We start from the raw sequence: 15,051 nt of genomic DNA on the forward strand, positions 1-15,051 counted from the left end.
TCACTCCATATGTCATCGTACCACTGGAATTGTTAAAAGACAAAAGGCACTGCACATCTATGGAGATGCGTCAGTGCCTTTTCATTTATTTATATCATCTTAATTAGTCTGTCCGAAGCTTTGGAGCTGCGTCTGCAGCCGTGGAGGATCGTTCCTGCTGTTTGGATATGGCGAACAGGGCAACCCAGATCAAAATGAATCCAAGTAATTGTTCCCAGGTGATAAGCGTCCGGAAAGCAATCCAGTTTACAAGCACACCCGCCATCGGGAAGCTAAGCTCCGCGAGTGTGGCCACCGAGGCTTTGGTGGATGAGAGACCTTTATAATACAACAGCAGACTCAGTAATCCAGGCAATAGGGCCTGACCCAAAATGTTAAGCGCAACAGCCGCTTGTTCGCCTGTACCCGAAGGTAATGTCCAGGCAGCACCTTCGTTCCAGGTCATAAAGATCAACAGCGGGAGAGCTACGACGAAGCGAAGGGAGGTGACCGTTTCATAACGGGTTTGCCCCAGCATCAGTCGTCCCATTACCGTAGAGCCACCCCATAAGGCCGCTGCCCCAAGGGACAACAGGCTGCCTGCGTGAATCCAGTTGTTCCAGTTTCCAAGCGGAAGTGTAAATCCGAACGTAAGCAGATAAGTTCCTATAAGAGCAACAATGAATAACCAGCCGAAACGGCGCGGTAATGTTTCCTTGAGCAGTATCTTGGCCAAAACAATCGCGAAGATAGGCTGCATCTTTTGCAGTAACAGTACCGTGTTCGGATCATTGTGTGTAAGTGCCAGCGTGAATAAAACCGTTGCCAGTGCTGAGCCACCCCATGAAATAAAGATGACGGCAATCCAGTGGTGGGCTCGAAGATTTTTCAGATCGGCGCGGAATTTCCAGAGGACCGGAATAGCGATTAGACTCACAATGATATGTTCCACCAGTACAATTTGGGTAGAGGTCATCGTTTGTAATAAAATAATGCGGAACAACGGATCCACACCCCAAAGGGCTGCACCGAGAACAACGAGCCAAAATCCGGTGTTGCTTCGTTCCTTGCGATAAACAGTTGATGCATGTTGGGTCTTTTCCATATTCAGGACTCCTTCGTCAGAACACGGAATCTTCAGTTGGCAAAATCGACAAAAGCCCCCGTTTTGGCATACACCAAATAAACGGGGGCTCATCCATGGACATATCATCAGGAAAGAAACCTTCCCCTGAAGGGATATGTCATGTGTTGATCTTCTCTCATCCGGACTGTACCGTCGGCCTTGGAGTCACACCAAGTCAGTCGCCGTCGTCCATAGCAGTCAACAGCGAGTCGCGGGCTGGTTCCGAAGAACATCACCGCCGGTTGGGAATTGCACCCTACCCCGAAGATCCTATTCAATTTATAGTGTGTGTACAAGTTGTAACATTAATAAGTTCATCTTATTCCTGTAAGCGCTAGCAGTTCAAGTGTTTTTTTAGAAGACGATATTCCAGCTCCCTTGCTGCCTGCGGAGCAGTACGATCTGTCCCGCATGATATGCATCGTGTAAAACCCAGCGGGCGAGTTCATGTCCCAGCTTTTCCTCTGTATTCATATTAGGAGCTTCGAGATCGGATTGCTGTAGAGAGGCTATCTGTGCTCGAAGCTCGGCAGATACGCTATGAGTGTCTTGTATGACTTGGTTCCAGCCATCGGTATTTAAGGGATCCCCTGAATCCCCAAAAGTGGAAACGTTGTCGTCAGCTGCGGGCTGAGAAGGTGTGGTTCCCTGAATACGATACAACAAGCGGTTATTGTAATAATACATATGGTTAACCAACTGCCAGATGCTTAGTCCACCGGAAGGAGGAATCCAGGCAGCCTGCTCGGCTGTGAGTCCTTCCAGCGCCTTAGCCAACGGTACAATCCAATTACATTGATCCCATGTGTCATCTTTTTGAATCAGCAATAGATCTGTTGCCATGGTATTCATTCATATTCCTCCCTGAATTCGTGGTAACTAGCTAAAGTACTTAAATGTCGTTACAATTAATGTAACACAAAATAAGTTGAATGTAACCACCAATTATTGATTAAGATAGTTACATCTTCGCGGAGGTACGTATGGACAGACTTTGGACAGACTTTGTAAACAGTGATTATCACGACTGGCGTGGCGGAGATCGATCGGAAGATAGATTGGCCAAGCCCGAATGGCAGCAACGGTTTCTAGAACAGTGGCGCTTGCAGGCATCGATACCTGCTTCTATTGAAGAAGAGACATCCATGAGAAAGTTCAGAATTGAATTACAGGCTGTGGCAACCCGTCTCTCTGAAGGAGCATCATTAACGGATGAGGAACGGGAGTGGTTGAACGCTATTATGGAGAAAGGACGTGGACATCGAAAGCTCAGCGTTGACAAACAGCAGTTGAGAGTGGAGTGGATTCCTGTGGGAGCTCATTGGCAGCAGGTGATGGCAGAGGTCGCCGCTGATTTTGCCATAACACTCACACAAGGTGAAGGAGCGAGGATTCGAATTTGTGACAATGCAGACTGCCGCTGGGTCTTCTACGATGATACCCGGAGCCGCACGCAGAAATACTGTGATGACAAGATGTGTGGCAATCTAATGAAGGTTAGAAGATTTCGCGCCAAACGAAAAGGGGAGCAACAGAATAATTTAGAAAGATAAGCCGCATTGATCAATGTGGCTCTTTGACATGTTTTTGGTGCCTGCCCATCTCATATGAAGACACGATTCGCATGCTGAGGACAGTGAAAACGGACGAAAATAGCCTCCATTCTCATAACTGCAACTAACAACGAATAATAAATCATTTTTATCGAAAATAAGACGTTAAAAAACTGCGCATAATATAAATTATACGCAGTTTTATTTTAAAACGATTTTCATATTCTATCCCCTCCATCAGATCACGATATTATTCGCCCTAATAGCACAAAATAATACGGCAAATATCGGTTTGGCCATTTATTTCACATATAGTCGTTACAGTCATCTAAAACCTGAGCGCTGGATTCATGCTGGTGCACTATATAAAAACAGGTTAAATTCTTTCTTTCGTACTGATTCGTTATTGCGAAGCAGTACGGGGTCTTTTTCTATTATAAAGAGCTGGAAAGGAATACGAGAAAAGGCTATTGGTTTTGGAGCTATATCTAGTAGGTCATAAGACGCAAGTTCGTACTTGCACAGCCAGCTAGGGTTGCGGTCAGATAAAATATGAAATATATTGGGGGATGTGACATGCCATCAGACATAGGAGAGGGGATGTACTATGAACACACCAATACATACCAATCAGCTTCACATGAATCCGAATTTCGGATTTGCACTGGCAGACTCTATCGTACTTGCAGAGGCAAAGGTGAATATCTCACATCCTGAGGAGAAAGATGCCTTTCAATTGGAAGTCGACCCGGGGCGCAGGTTGAAAGATGGACGCAAGGTATCCGTCATTGCACAGCAGCTTGATGCACCGATCCACCGGGATGACGCTGTGATCATATATGGTCAGGAGCTTGGCTCGGTTCAATATTCTGTTTTTTTGAAACCTGAAAGCACGATTTCATTAAATTCCATAGAAGGTATCGAGCAGCCTGTACAATGGGGATGGACTGATTTTGCAGAAGGAGAATATGAACTGCGGATTTCGCTGCACCGAAAAACACCTCGGATTGCCGAAGGCCCCCTGGAGCCTGAACAAGAGGCTATGGTAAAATATGCACAGGTTGTAACGGTATTCATAACATTGTTTCCATCAGAAGCAATTCAGCATCAATCTGCCGTTTCATCCAAATGGAGCAGGGATCATCATGTTTTTGACGGTTATGGCCGGGGTGGATTTATTTTAGCGGACCTGCCACGTATGTCGAAACGAGTGGAACAACTTATTGGTACTGGAGACCATAACTTGATTGAACAATTCGGAGAAGGTGACCTTTCGGACAATTTACTAGCGGAAGGGCTTATGGCTATCGCGTGGGGTGTGTCTCCATGGTGTTATTCACTCTACTCCACACCCGACAAGCAAGCGGCTTCCACACTTGCAGTGGACAAGCTTGGTGAGGATCCTGAATTAAGAGGAGTTTACCGGGTCGCCCCAGCTGTACAGCAGTTGAGCGTCGTACCTGTTCATGAACTGGCCAACTGGCCGGCATGTGCCGAGAAGGATTGGCCCGTGATCGATGTATCAGGGGAAGGTGAGACATTGTACATGGACCTGCATGTACAGATCTGTGAGTCGGTTAACGGTTTGCACGAAAGTCCGCTGCCGTCATTTGTGCTTACACGCAGTCAAGGGCGACCGGAAGAAATCAGTCCATTGATCGACGTCGTAATTGTAGATTAAGATAGAACGTTCTTCTGTTTTCGTAGTGTTCTGATGTGAGAAACTTTTCTTCGACTTATACAATAATAATTGAATTGTGGTGACGAATACGGATGATGACTGACGAGATTCGGGAGCAGTATGCGGACGAACTTGAAGCTTTTCACATATGGATGAAGGACGCCGGATACACGGGATACACGGTAAAATCATATACAGGCGACGTTGCCGAGTTTCTCGCATCTATTCAGGGAAAGTCACTGGAACAGGTGAAAAAGCTGCATGTATTGTCTTTTCTGTCACGTGCACGCGAACGTGGAGTTAGTGACGCTACGAGAAATCGCAAACATGCAGCGATAAACTGCTTCTTCAAGTCGCTAATTGAACTGGAAGTGTTGACGAATAATCCGGCTTCGGGGATCAAAAAGTCCAAAACCGAGAAAAATCGTGCACCTGTCTTTCTGGACGAAAGCGGTCTGGAACGATTTCTCCAATCCGTGCAAGGAAAGTATCGTACACGTAATCTCGCTATCTTTCTATTGATGGGTTATATGGGATTACGGGTTGGTGAGGTGCACGCGCTTAACTGCAAAGATTATAATGCGGAACGCCGCACGCTGGACGTGTTCGGTAAGGGCCGTAAGTGGCGCACACTGCCTGTTCCGGAAATGGTTGCAGATCTGTTATCCCTGGCTGTGGAAGAGCGATTGTCTCCTTGGCGGGCGAAGGAAGAGGCACTTTTTGTGTCTCAAAAAGGGAAGCGATTATCGATTCGCAGTATTCAGCTCATATCAACAGAAACGTTTGAACGCTTCCAGCAAGAGTCTCCGACCCATCAGCGTCTGCACTATTCCAGCCACAAACTGCGCCACTCGTTCGCCACCATGATGCTTAGGCGCGGCGCCGACTTGCGTACCGTTCAGGAGCTGCTCGGTCACGCATCGATTCAAACTACGACCGTTTATACCCACGTCACCAGTCGCGAGAAGGAAGAAGCGATGGCATTACTGGACGTCAAACTCCCTGAATTTGTGGGTGAAAGATAATCTGAATGACGAAGACCTGTCCTAGAGGATAGGTCTTTTTACCGTTTTACTTTTATCACTTCAAAGTCCGGAATAGGAGGATAGAAATCAGATACATTGAACTGAACAGAATAAATATTATGTAAACCAAATACAACCAAAATGATGTTCTCGTTATCAGGACAATATTACCAATGGATGAATACATACCAAAGGACCATTTAAATCTCCAACAACGGCAGATTCAGATGGTCCTTTGGTTATATTAAAATAATGACATTATTCCAATCCGTCAATCTGTTCCTTCAATTTGTTCGCTGAAGCCTGAAATGCAATTTTCTCTGTCTCATTCAATGGAAGTGGCAAAATTTCACGCACTCCGTTGCGATCTACCACACATGGAACTCCGAGATAGACATCGGACACGCCATTGTAATCGTTAAGCAATGTGGATACATTCAGCACCGAACCCTCATTGCCCAGAATAGCTGCCACAATGCGATCCAATGCGAGTGCAATTGCATAGGAAGTGGCTCCTTTGGCATTAATAATCTCATAAGCGGCATTTTTGGTACGATCGAAAATATCCTGCTGCGTTTCCTCATCCAGTTCGAGATCCGTTCCTGCAACATTGGCAAGACTCCATACAGGTACTTCGGAATCCCCGTGTTCCCCGATAATGTGGGCATGGATGCTGCGTGGATCGATCCCTTTATTCTTGCCAATCAGGTAGCGGAAACGGGCGCTGTCCAACAGTGTGCCGGAGCCAATCACCCTTGAAGCAGGCCAGCCGCTCTGTTTCCAGGAAGTGTAGGACAATATGTCTACAGGATTGGTGGCAATTAGCAAAATACCGTGAGAATTCACCTCGGTAATACGTTTAATAATTTCTTTGAAAATGCTTGCATTTTTCTTCAGCAGATCAATACGGGTTTCGCCAGGCTTCTGGGAAGCCCCAGCCGTAATGATAATGATGTCTGCATCCTTACAGTCCGAATAGTCACCAGCCCATACTTTCACGCCTCCGGTGAACGGAAGCCCGTGGTTCATATCCAGCATTTCGCCTGTAGCCTTATCATGATTCACATCCACAAATACCAACTCGGATGAGCGCTGTCTTAACATTAGCGTGTATCCCGTTGTTGTTCCCACCGCACCCATGCCAATAATAACGACACGGCTTGGTTTGAGCATTGCACTGTTTACCATGTTCATATCCTCTCCTTTTTGGGGTAGACTTCCATCCATATTAAGGTATAAATGTTCGAAAAGAAAGCGATGTCTATAAACTTTTTCGCTTTTGTTGTCTGTTTGAGGAAGATTGCGTCGAAAGTACGTCATGTTTATGCAACCAAGGAACGAGTATGAGGTTGCGGTTACCTTCGGACGCCCTATAAGCCAAGATGAGCCTTTTCGACACGGTTTGTGGTAGAATGGGAGAAGTGGATTCGAATGAATCGTAAAATGAACACCGATTGGACAGGCATGCGCGCCTGCTATTGGATGAGAGAGGTGAACCCCACTTGCGTTTGCAATGGACCAAAATCGCGCAGACAGCATTGCTGTCTATAGGATTAGCTGCCGTACTGGCTGCCTGCACCGACTCAGGTCAGACACCGGTGGCTGAACCGCCCCAAGAGCAGGAAGAGATCGGAAATACAGGTCAGACATTAACGGTTGTGCCCCCTGAAAACACTACGCAAACAACAGATATGACAAAATATCAGATCCAAACGCGTTTGACCGACTTCCAGCTGCTTAATGACAACGGAGGGTTGGCATGGGGGGTGACAAGGAACGAGCTGCGTTTGTATTACACCCAGGATCAGGGGGTGACCTGGTCGAACATTTCACCTTCAGAGAATGTGCAGTTTCCGGCGAATCCGCAGTATGGACAGAGCATTTATTTTGTGGATCGCACCCATGGGTGGATTGTACGTGAAGGAATGGGCGGAACCGATACAATGGTGCTTCGCACGAATAATGGCGGAGCAAGCTGGAGCTTGTCTTCCTTGTCCAAGACGGACAAAGTCACGGCCATTTCATTCGTATCCCCGGAGAAAGGCTGGATTCTGACTACAGTGGATACTTCCATTGGCAAGCAGGACAAAAAGCTGTTTGTTACCGAAGATGGCGGTATCACCTGGAAGGAGATGTCATCCAGTGATGAGGATGATGGGCCAACTACAGCGGAGATTCCGACACGCGGATACACCACCGGCCTGACTTTCTCTGACCCGAAACACGGTTTCCTGACAGCCTTGGAATTCGGAACTCCGAAGCTTTATGTTACGACAGATGGCGGTGAGAACTGGAAGACAGGGCCGACATTTTTTGACCGAAACGATTTCAATGGATGTGGAAATTTCAACATTGGGTCCCCTCAGTTTTTTGGTCGAGAAGCGAAGGGAGCCTGGATGCCCCTATCCTGTTCCAGTGGGGATTATACCAAGCAGCACGGATTTTTCACGGCTGATGGCGGAAAGAGTTGGACTCTTTCATCATTCGGTCTGAATAAACAAAAGGGAGTCAATCGCAACCTGACTCCAGCTTTCCTGAATACATCAGAAGGATGGGCAGTCCAGTCTGGGACAACGTATCAGACGAAGGATGCGGGGAAGAGCTGGAAGGCACTTCCGGGCAGTAAAGTATTGGTCGGGATTCTGGAGGACTATCCGGAGATCGTGAAACTGCAGATGGTGTCCTCGAAACTGGGCTGGATTCTGGTCGAGAATACGGATACCAAGAGGTCCCTGCTGCTGCAAACCGTGGATGGCGGCATACACTGGAAAGTGCTGTAGTTTCAAGGGGGAATATACGTTTGAAGAAGGAAACCGAAGGGTTTCTTTTCTTTTTTTATACTTTGTGAAATAAATCACAATGATAACCTTCAAATGATGTTATATTGAATTCAAGAAGAGATGGGAGTGATGAAGATGAGAACCAATGAACAAACTCAATTCACGCAGGCGGACGAATTAACAAGATATATGCTTCAATTATGCTACACATGCGATTATGCCAACCGCTGCACGACAGAGGAAGAAGTGAAGGCCTGCATGGCGCAATACGCAAAGACTGAAGAACCCGAGCAAACGGAAGGTGCAGAAGCAACCCGCGGATTTATGAACTTAATGTACGCTTACTAACAATCAAGTTAAAAAAGCAGTTATATCAAACTTTTCGCCCCCAGTCGGGGGCGTTTTTTATTTGAAACACATCTATTTAGACGCACATACGAAATCAGGTTAGAAGGGTCACTTTGAAGCCGAAAATAATAAAGGACTCTTACGGTATAATGCTGTCAGAGCCTCTTTTGCCTTTACCACACCTTACGGGCTAAACTGCCATGTGAAGTAGCCCTTTTCCTTAAAGATAGGTTTTGGTGTAGTTAAACATAGATGTTCGTCCATACGTCAAGCCAATTACATACGTACACTAAACCATGTTATAGGGAGGTGTCCACATTTGGGTAGTCCAGAAGAGAAAAAGCGGCGAAAAAAAATCAAATCCGTATGTCATCCAAAAGGAAAAAGAAAAGAACAGCGAGTAAAAGTTGTTAAAAAAGTAGTACGGGTAACTTGTCCTCCACCTGAAGTGAATGTTTCTACACCAACTGTCGTTGGTCCTAAGGGACAACAAGGTCCTCAGGGCGTGCAGGGAATCCAAGGGAAAGAAGGTCCCCCCGGACCTGCTGGCCCAGCCGGAGGGCCTCCAGGTCCACAGGGACCTCAAGGGCAACCCGGCCCAGCCGGAGCACGAGGCCCTCAAGGTGAAGCTGGCCCGGCTGGACCGATGGGGCCACAGGGGATCCCTGGAGCACAAGGCCTTATTGGACCTCAAGGACTTCAAGGCGAGCCTGGCCCAGCCGGAGCACAAGGCCTTCAGGGTGAGGCAGGTCCTGCAGGTCCGGTGGGAGCACAGGGTATCCCCGGAGCACAAGGCTTAATAGGACCTCAAGGACCACAAGGCGAGCCTGGCCCAGCCGGAGCCATTGGACCACAAGGTTTTCCTGGGCCAACTGGAGCAGCAGGTCCAGCCGGTGTAGCGGGCCCCGCTGGAGCTACTGGAGCAGCAGGTCCAGCCGGTGTAGCGGGCCCCGCTGGAGCTACTGGAGCAGCAGGTCCAGCGGGTGTGGCGGGCCCCGCAGGAGCTACTGGTGCAGCAGGTCCAGCTGGTGTGGCAGGCCCGACAGGTGCCACTGGAGCAGCAGGTCCAGCGGGTGTGGCAGGCCCGGCAGGTGCCACTGGAGCAGCAGGTCCAGCGGGTGTGGCAGGCCCGGCAGGTGCCACTGGAGCAGCAGGTCCAGCTGGTGCGGTAGGCCCGACGGGTGCTACAGGAGCTGCCGGAGGGGTCCTGGGATTCGCCGATTTTTTTGCTCTGATGCCTCCTGATAATGCAGCTACTGTTGCTCCGGGCACTGATGTGAGTTTCCCTCAAAATGGGCCTACTAGCGGAACAACTATAAGTCGAACGGGACCCAGTTCATTCAATCTAGCAGCAATAGGCACGTATCAAGTGCTGTTTCAAGTGAGTATCAATGAAGCAGGTCAACTTATTTTGACCCTCAATGGTGCTGATTTGGCTCCGACCGTAGTTGGGAGGGCAACAGGAACGTCTCAGATTGTAGGGGTAGCCTTAGTACAAACGACTGTTATAAATTCAATCCTAACCGTACGGAATCCAGCTGGTAATGCCACTGCATTAACGATCACACCTCTTGCGGGTGGAACAAGACCTGTTTCGGCACATCTTGTAATCACACAATTAGCTTAACGCAGGGTACCTTTAACTGAGATAGCCACTTTTGTTTTAAAGTGCTATCTCAGTTAGAGCCGCGCATCCATATTTAGGGGGACCGTAAATTTACAATCGAATTTAGATTGATGCTGCTTAGAGAGAACCATAGCTGCAGCTTGCAGTAGTATAAACAGAATATGGGCAAAACCTGTAAATATTGAGAAGGAAACATTCCTGTATGAGAAAATGCTGCAAGCGTAAAAAGGGATGAAGTTACATACGAGCATCATCTGAGTTATTCAAAGACGGACATCAGATTCTACTACTTAATCACTGATTTGCGACATCGTTTAAGTAAGTTCACCTTAAATATGGTGATGTACAGGCTCGACCGACACAAATCGGGAAGCCTTTTTAGTATTTTATTGCTTTAAAGATGCATGTGTCTCAGCACAATATCAATCTTTTAGCTTCTAATCTAGGGTTTTCCCACTCATTGCTTTTGGTTTTGAATCCGGATAACAAGTTCCTTATTACCCGCGCATATATATTTACAGGAGACGGGTCAAGACTCTGGCTGTCCTAGGTGTAAGAACGGAGGGGAGAGACATGGGCATTGAATCATCCTGGATGTTTGATTTTTTCGGAACCGTCTTTCCGGTCGTGTTTGTTCTGATTATAGGGATTGTGCTTTTGTCCGTTGGGAAAGAAGTATGGAGATGGGGACGCAACAACGCAGAACCTCTGCTGACCGTACCTTCCAAAATAACGGGCAGAAGAATGCAGATCAGTCAGTCGCAAGCTGAACAAGGCAGTTCAGCCCGTACGCTGTATTACATTACCTTTGAAGTAGAGAGTGGAGATCGGCTCGAATTCAAGGTGAACGGAGAAGAGTACGGATTATGCTCCGAGGGAGATGAAGGTCGTCTTTCCTTCAAAGGAACGCGGTATATTGGCTTTGAGCGCTACAACCGCCTGTATTCAGAACGTGTACGCGGGTAATCCGGCTGGCTTGCGCCATAGTGGCGTAAGCTTTTTTTAATCCTCTTTTTCTTGGACAAGCGTTTCTTAAAGGTGGTATCGTGTTTCTATATAAGGAGAAAGACTTTTAAAATAAGGTTTCTTGATTCGACATATTCATATGCGATGACAGAAACCTCTCAATAGAGGAGGAGTTAATGATGTCATTTACAGATCAAGTCGTTGTAGTTACAGGAGCAGCCCAGGGTATTGGACGCAGCGTGGCTGAAGCGTACGCGGTTGCAGGAGCCAAAGTTGTACTGGCCGACTTCAAGGAAGCGGAAGGAGCAGCAGCTGCAGCTTCCATACGCAATGAAGGCGGAGAAGCGATCTTTGTTCAGTGCGATGTTCGCAAGGAGAAGGATATTGCGAATCTGATCCATACAACCATGGAAGAATACAAACAAATCAATATACTGGTGAACAATGCCGGAGTGGCGAGATGGAAGTCTCCCTATGAGCTGACCTTGGAGGAATGGGACGATGTGCTCAATACGAATGTAAGGAGCTGCTTTCTGGCGAGCCGTGAAGCGGCCAAACATATGAAACAAAATGAACATGGAGGCTCTATCATAAACATGGCATCGACGCGGGCGTTTATGTCTGAACCTGAAACGGAGGCTTATGCAGCATCAAAAGGGGCCATTGTTGCTCTGACACATGCGATGGCAGTCTCACTTGGCAAGGACGGCATTCGGGTCAATTGTATCAGTCCGGGATGGATCGAGACAGGCAGCGTAGACGAATTGAAACCCGAAGACCATGAACAGCATCCGGCTGGCCGAGTAGGCGTTCCTTCGGATATCTCCCGCGCATGTTTATATTTGTCGGATCCAGGCAATACCTTTGTCACAGGGACCAATCTGATGATTGATGGGGGCATGACTCGAAAAATGATATATGAGGACTAGAACCGGGATTCACTCGGTCTATTGTACAAATTGAACCTTATAGCAGCCATAAGCCCAAGTTAAGCACTTGGGCTTATTTGAATTTCAGAAGTCGATTGCTATAATGAATGTGATTTTACAACAGTACAGGAATGGAGGGAGTATATGTTCGGGAATCCATCCCGGAAGATCATCGGACTATTACTGCTGATTGGAGGGATTATAATGACAGGGTTTGCTTCGCCAGTAGAGGCTGGCACTGACATACGGGCAGCCTGGGTATGGCAGGCCAAGTCTGTCCAAGTCGATGGAGGAGACGAGCTGCTGGCTAACGCAGCTAAACATAAGATTAACAGACTCTATGTAAATGTGGATATGAATTTGACCAATGAGATTTACCGTACGTTTATCGCCAAAGCCAGTGCTGCTGGAATCGATGTTGAAGCGCTCGGAGGCGATCCGTCGTGGGCAGTGACTGGTCGTGAAGCACCCATGTTAAGGTTGGCCTCGTGGGTTAGTGAATATAATCAGGGAGCCAGTGTAGATGAGCGATTCGATGCAATTCATCTGGATATCAAACCTTATGTTCTGCCTACATGGAAAGAGGAGGCCGAGCCACTGGTTCAATCCTGGGTCGCCAATATGGAGCTATTGCTTGATCACATGAAGCAGTATGAGGCAATCGCCGTGAATGTCGATTTGCCATTTTGGCTGGATTCTTACACGGTCGCTGGTACAAGAACGACAGATGATGCAGATAACGTGCCGTTATCACGTTGGTTTATGGAAAAGTTTAACCATGTTACTTTATTAGCTTACCGCGATAATGCACAAGGAAGCAACGGAATTATACAACTGATTGAGCAGGAAATGAATTGGGCTGATGCCAGCGGTGCCTCTGTGACGGTTGGCGTGAATACGAAGCCGATGCCTGGGGAAGAGTTTACTTCATTCGCCGGAAAGGGCGCAGCCCAATTGGAAAGTGTGATGGCAGAAGTAGCAGAAACGTTACGTGATCATACTTCATATGCCGGCTCTGCCGTGCATGATATCGTGTACTGGGGACAGCTTGAACCGGAAGAACAGCCGGCACCGGAAAAGCCTACGCTTCAGCCGGAGATTCGCGGAACCTACATCTGGGAGGCTTCTCAGGTAATGGATGATGGCGGCCAGCATATCCTTGAATTTGCAGCAGAGCAGCATATCAATTTCTTATATGTCCGGCTTGATCTGGATCAGCCTTATTCAAGTTATCGGAGTTTTGTTAGACGGGCCCGGGCACAAGGCATTGAGATTCACGCCATGGGCGGTCATCCCATCTGGGGAAGAACAGAGAACCGGCCGCGTATTGAACGCCTTATTAATTATGTAAAAAATTATAATGCTGAAGTCGAACCGGATGAGCGGTTTCAGGGTATTCACCTGGATATTGAGCCATACACCCTGCCGGAGTGGAATTCTGATCGGGATGCTCTCCTGGCAGAGTGGTCCGCCAATATCGCATTTTTCCAGGAAGAAACGAAAAAGGATAGCAGTCTGGAAACCAGTGCCGATTTGGCTGTATGGTTGGATACCTTTCCTTTGCCAGGAGAGGACATGTCTGTTAGTGAGTTTATGATTCGTACATTGGATCATGTCTCTCTCATGGCTTTCCGCAACAAGGCTGAAGGGTCCAATGGGATTGCGGCGGTGGTCAGCCAGGAAATGGAGATAGCCGATCGTCTGGGCAAGCCGCTGCTGATTTCGGTGGAGATGAAAGAAAATTACGAAGGCACCCATATTTCATTTTACGATACCGGTGCGGCCGAGATGGAACGTGAACTTGCGAAGCTGCCTGATCTGCTAACGGAATATGAAGCCTATCAAGGTAACATGGTCCATGCGTATGATTATTGGATTAATGCCAAGCCTTAATAGGCGGCTTTTATAGGAAATATTTTGTCCCGGGACTTCACAGGTAGTGAGGTTCCGGGATTTTTTTGTGGAAAAAAGATAAATTCGTGTCACCGAATAGGCTCCTGCACAATACGATGTACGGTGATGAAGAGCTGAAGCAAGGGAGGAAACAGATTATGGCTGTTATTAAAGCCAACTCAGAAGACGTCAGGCTGCTGGCTCGACTGATGAGGGCAGAGGCTGAGGGTGACGGCGAACAGGGTATGCTGCTTGTAGGGAATGTGGGTGTGAACCGGGTACTGGTGGATTGCCTGGATTTTGGGGACATTCGTGATATTAACCGTATGGTATTCCAGAACCCAGGGGGCTTTGAGTCGACCCAAAAAGGCTATTTTTATCAGCGGGCAAGGCAAGCCGAGATTCGTCTGGCCCAACGAGTGATCAATGGAGAACGGATCTGGCCGGCCAGCAATTCCCTTTGGTTCTTCCGACCTGTGGGCGACTGTCCACCAACGTGGTATAACCAGCAAAATACAGGCCGTTTCAAGGCGCATTGTTTCTTCAGTCCGACAGGTGAAGACTGTCCGGAAGTTTATTAAAATTGGGGAGGAATTACAATGATTAACCAACCATATCAACCAACAACGCAGGCACTGGGCCAACAGGCCAACTCGCAAGTCCAAGGAACATCTTACAAAATCGGTAACGGCATGCCTACGATGTCGCCGACACCAGGTATGGTATCGCCAAGCTCCACAAGTGTACCTCCACTCGTATCCAGTGGCAGTCCAATGACGCCAGCGGGTGGGGTCGTCACAACAACTGCACCGCAGTTTGAACAATCCTACATTGAAAACATTTTGCGTCTGAATCTCGGCAAATTCGGTACGTTCTACATGACATATGAAGGCAACAAAGAGTGGAATGCACGCATTTTCCAAGGAATTATCGAAGCGGCAGGACGTGATCATATCATCATCAGTGATCCAAAGACGGGAAGACGGATTATGCTGTTAATGGTTAACTTTGATTATGCTACGTTTGATGAGCCTTTGTTGTACCAATATCCAGGTGTAATTGGAAACTATCCTCAAGCTCCAAGCAGACGCTAATCCGGTACTAAACGGGGTTGTGCATACACATAAAAAAAAATCAGGCTGTC

General features: G+C 47.6%; 14 protein-coding genes and 1 riboswitch. Of the genes, 11 read left to right on the forward strand and 3 right to left on the reverse strand.

All coding sequences use genetic code 11. From position 1 onward, the window contains the following. Window positions 1–103: 103 nt before the first annotated feature. Together AAIH57_RS04525 and AAIH57_RS04530 are read right to left on the reverse strand one after the other, a co-directional pair. Window positions 104–1,084 carry a DMT family transporter gene (locus AAIH57_RS04525; protein ID WP_430020697.1) on the reverse strand — a complete coding sequence of 327 codons (981 nt, stop codon included), beginning with the start codon at window positions 1,082–1,084 and terminating at the stop codon, window positions 104–106. 145 nt (window positions 1,085–1,229) lie between these two features. Further along, window positions 1,230–1,378, reverse strand: a riboswitch (FMN riboswitch). Between the two features lie 81 nt (window positions 1,379–1,459). Then, on the reverse strand, window positions 1,460–1,957 hold the full coding sequence (locus AAIH57_RS04530) for a DinB family protein (protein WP_430020698.1): 498 nt from the start codon (window positions 1,955–1,957) through the stop codon (window positions 1,460–1,462). Between the two features lie 131 nt (window positions 1,958–2,088). Between AAIH57_RS04530 and AAIH57_RS04535 the strand changes: the two genes are divergently transcribed. The 3 genes from AAIH57_RS04535 to AAIH57_RS04545 all read left to right on the forward strand — a co-directional run bounded on the left by AAIH57_RS04535 (window position 2,089) and on the right by AAIH57_RS04545 (window position 5,364). Further along, window positions 2,089–2,658: a CGNR zinc finger domain-containing protein gene (locus tag AAIH57_RS04535; RefSeq protein WP_430020699.1), complete on the forward strand. Its 570-nt coding sequence runs from the start codon at window positions 2,089–2,091 to the stop codon at window positions 2,656–2,658. Window positions 2,659–3,265: 607 nt separating this feature from the next. Then, complete coding sequence (locus AAIH57_RS04540) at window positions 3,266–4,339, forward strand: hypothetical protein (protein WP_430020700.1); 1,074 nt, start codon at window positions 3,266–3,268, stop codon at window positions 4,337–4,339. Between the two features lie 92 nt (window positions 4,340–4,431). After that, a complete protein-coding gene (locus tag AAIH57_RS04545) occupies window positions 4,432–5,364 on the forward strand; it encodes a tyrosine-type recombinase/integrase (protein ID WP_175398458.1) in 933 nt (310 codons plus the stop codon). A gap of 258 nt (window positions 5,365–5,622) precedes the next feature. Here the strand turns inward: AAIH57_RS04545 and AAIH57_RS04550 are convergent, their stop codons facing one another. Next, complete coding sequence (locus tag AAIH57_RS04550; protein ID WP_175398459.1) at window positions 5,623–6,552, reverse strand: L-lactate dehydrogenase; 930 nt, start codon at window positions 6,550–6,552, stop codon at window positions 5,623–5,625. Window positions 6,553–6,866: 314 nt separating this feature from the next. On the opposite strand from AAIH57_RS04550, the gene AAIH57_RS04555 reads away from it, so the two are divergent. The 8 genes from AAIH57_RS04555 to gerQ all read left to right on the forward strand — a co-directional run bounded on the left by AAIH57_RS04555 (window position 6,867) and on the right by gerQ (window position 15,001). Continuing rightward, the gene (locus tag AAIH57_RS04555) at window positions 6,867–8,144 is read left to right on the forward strand and encodes a WD40/YVTN/BNR-like repeat-containing protein (RefSeq protein ID WP_430020701.1); all 1,278 of its coding nucleotides are present in this window, start codon (window positions 6,867–6,869) and stop codon (window positions 8,142–8,144) included. A gap of 135 nt (window positions 8,145–8,279) precedes the next feature. Next, the gene (locus AAIH57_RS04560; RefSeq protein WP_430020702.1) at window positions 8,280–8,492 is read left to right on the forward strand and encodes a hypothetical protein; all 213 of its coding nucleotides are present in this window, start codon (window positions 8,280–8,282) and stop codon (window positions 8,490–8,492) included. 319 nt (window positions 8,493–8,811) lie between these two features. After that, complete coding sequence (locus AAIH57_RS04565) at window positions 8,812–10,119, forward strand: collagen-like protein (protein WP_430020703.1); 1,308 nt, start codon at window positions 8,812–8,814, stop codon at window positions 10,117–10,119. 573 nt (window positions 10,120–10,692) lie between these two features. Continuing rightward, window positions 10,693–11,085 carry a DUF2500 domain-containing protein gene (locus AAIH57_RS04570; RefSeq protein ID WP_175398462.1) on the forward strand — a complete coding sequence of 131 codons (393 nt, stop codon included), beginning with the start codon at window positions 10,693–10,695 and terminating at the stop codon, window positions 11,083–11,085. Between the two features lie 179 nt (window positions 11,086–11,264). Next, window positions 11,265–12,014: an SDR family NAD(P)-dependent oxidoreductase gene (locus AAIH57_RS04575; RefSeq protein WP_430021331.1), complete on the forward strand. Its 750-nt coding sequence runs from the start codon at window positions 11,265–11,267 to the stop codon at window positions 12,012–12,014. A 144-nt stretch (window positions 12,015–12,158) separates the two neighbouring features. Then, entirely contained in the window at window positions 12,159–13,907 is a 1,749-nt protein-coding gene (locus AAIH57_RS04580; RefSeq protein ID WP_430020704.1) for a hypothetical protein, read from the forward strand. Window positions 13,908–14,065: 158 nt separating this feature from the next. Then, entirely contained in the window at window positions 14,066–14,488 is a 423-nt protein-coding gene (locus tag AAIH57_RS04585; RefSeq protein ID WP_430020705.1) for a cell wall hydrolase, read from the forward strand. 18 nt (window positions 14,489–14,506) lie between these two features. Next, on the forward strand, window positions 14,507–15,001 hold the full coding sequence (gene gerQ / locus AAIH57_RS04590; RefSeq protein ID WP_175398465.1) for a spore coat protein GerQ: 495 nt from the start codon (window positions 14,507–14,509) through the stop codon (window positions 14,999–15,001). Window positions 15,002–15,051 lie beyond the last annotated feature (50 nt).

This window comes from Paenibacillus sp. MABNR03 (genome assembly GCF_050455445.1).
Lineage (GTDB): Bacteria > Bacillota > Bacilli > Paenibacillales > Paenibacillaceae > Paenibacillus > Paenibacillus xylanilyticus.

Coding starts and splice junctions, on each gene's coding strand:
- AAIH57_RS04525 (WP_430020697.1), bottom strand. CDS start 1,084: ATGGAAAAGACCCAACATGCATCAACTGTTTATCGCAAGGAACGAAGC.
- AAIH57_RS04530 (WP_430020698.1), bottom strand. CDS start 1,957: ATGAATACCATGGCAACAGATCTATTGCTGATTCAAAAAGATGACACA.
- AAIH57_RS04535 (WP_430020699.1), top strand. CDS start 2,089: ATGGACAGACTTTGGACAGACTTTGTAAACAGTGATTATCACGACTGG.
- AAIH57_RS04540 (WP_430020700.1), top strand. CDS start 3,266: ATGAACACACCAATACATACCAATCAGCTTCACATGAATCCGAATTTC.
- AAIH57_RS04545 (WP_175398458.1), top strand. CDS start 4,432: ATGATGACTGACGAGATTCGGGAGCAGTATGCGGACGAACTTGAAGCT.
- AAIH57_RS04550 (WP_175398459.1), bottom strand. CDS start 6,552: ATGGTAAACAGTGCAATGCTCAAACCAAGCCGTGTCGTTATTATTGGC.
- AAIH57_RS04560 (WP_430020702.1), top strand. CDS start 8,280: ATGAGAACCAATGAACAAACTCAATTCACGCAGGCGGACGAATTAACA.
- AAIH57_RS04570 (WP_175398462.1), top strand. CDS start 10,693: ATGGGCATTGAATCATCCTGGATGTTTGATTTTTTCGGAACCGTCTTT.
- AAIH57_RS04575 (WP_430021331.1), top strand. CDS start 11,265: ATGTCATTTACAGATCAAGTCGTTGTAGTTACAGGAGCAGCCCAGGGT.
- AAIH57_RS04580 (WP_430020704.1), top strand. CDS start 12,159: ATGTTCGGGAATCCATCCCGGAAGATCATCGGACTATTACTGCTGATT.
- AAIH57_RS04585 (WP_430020705.1), top strand. CDS start 14,066: ATGGCTGTTATTAAAGCCAACTCAGAAGACGTCAGGCTGCTGGCTCGA.
- gerQ (WP_175398465.1), top strand. CDS start 14,507: ATGATTAACCAACCATATCAACCAACAACGCAGGCACTGGGCCAACAG.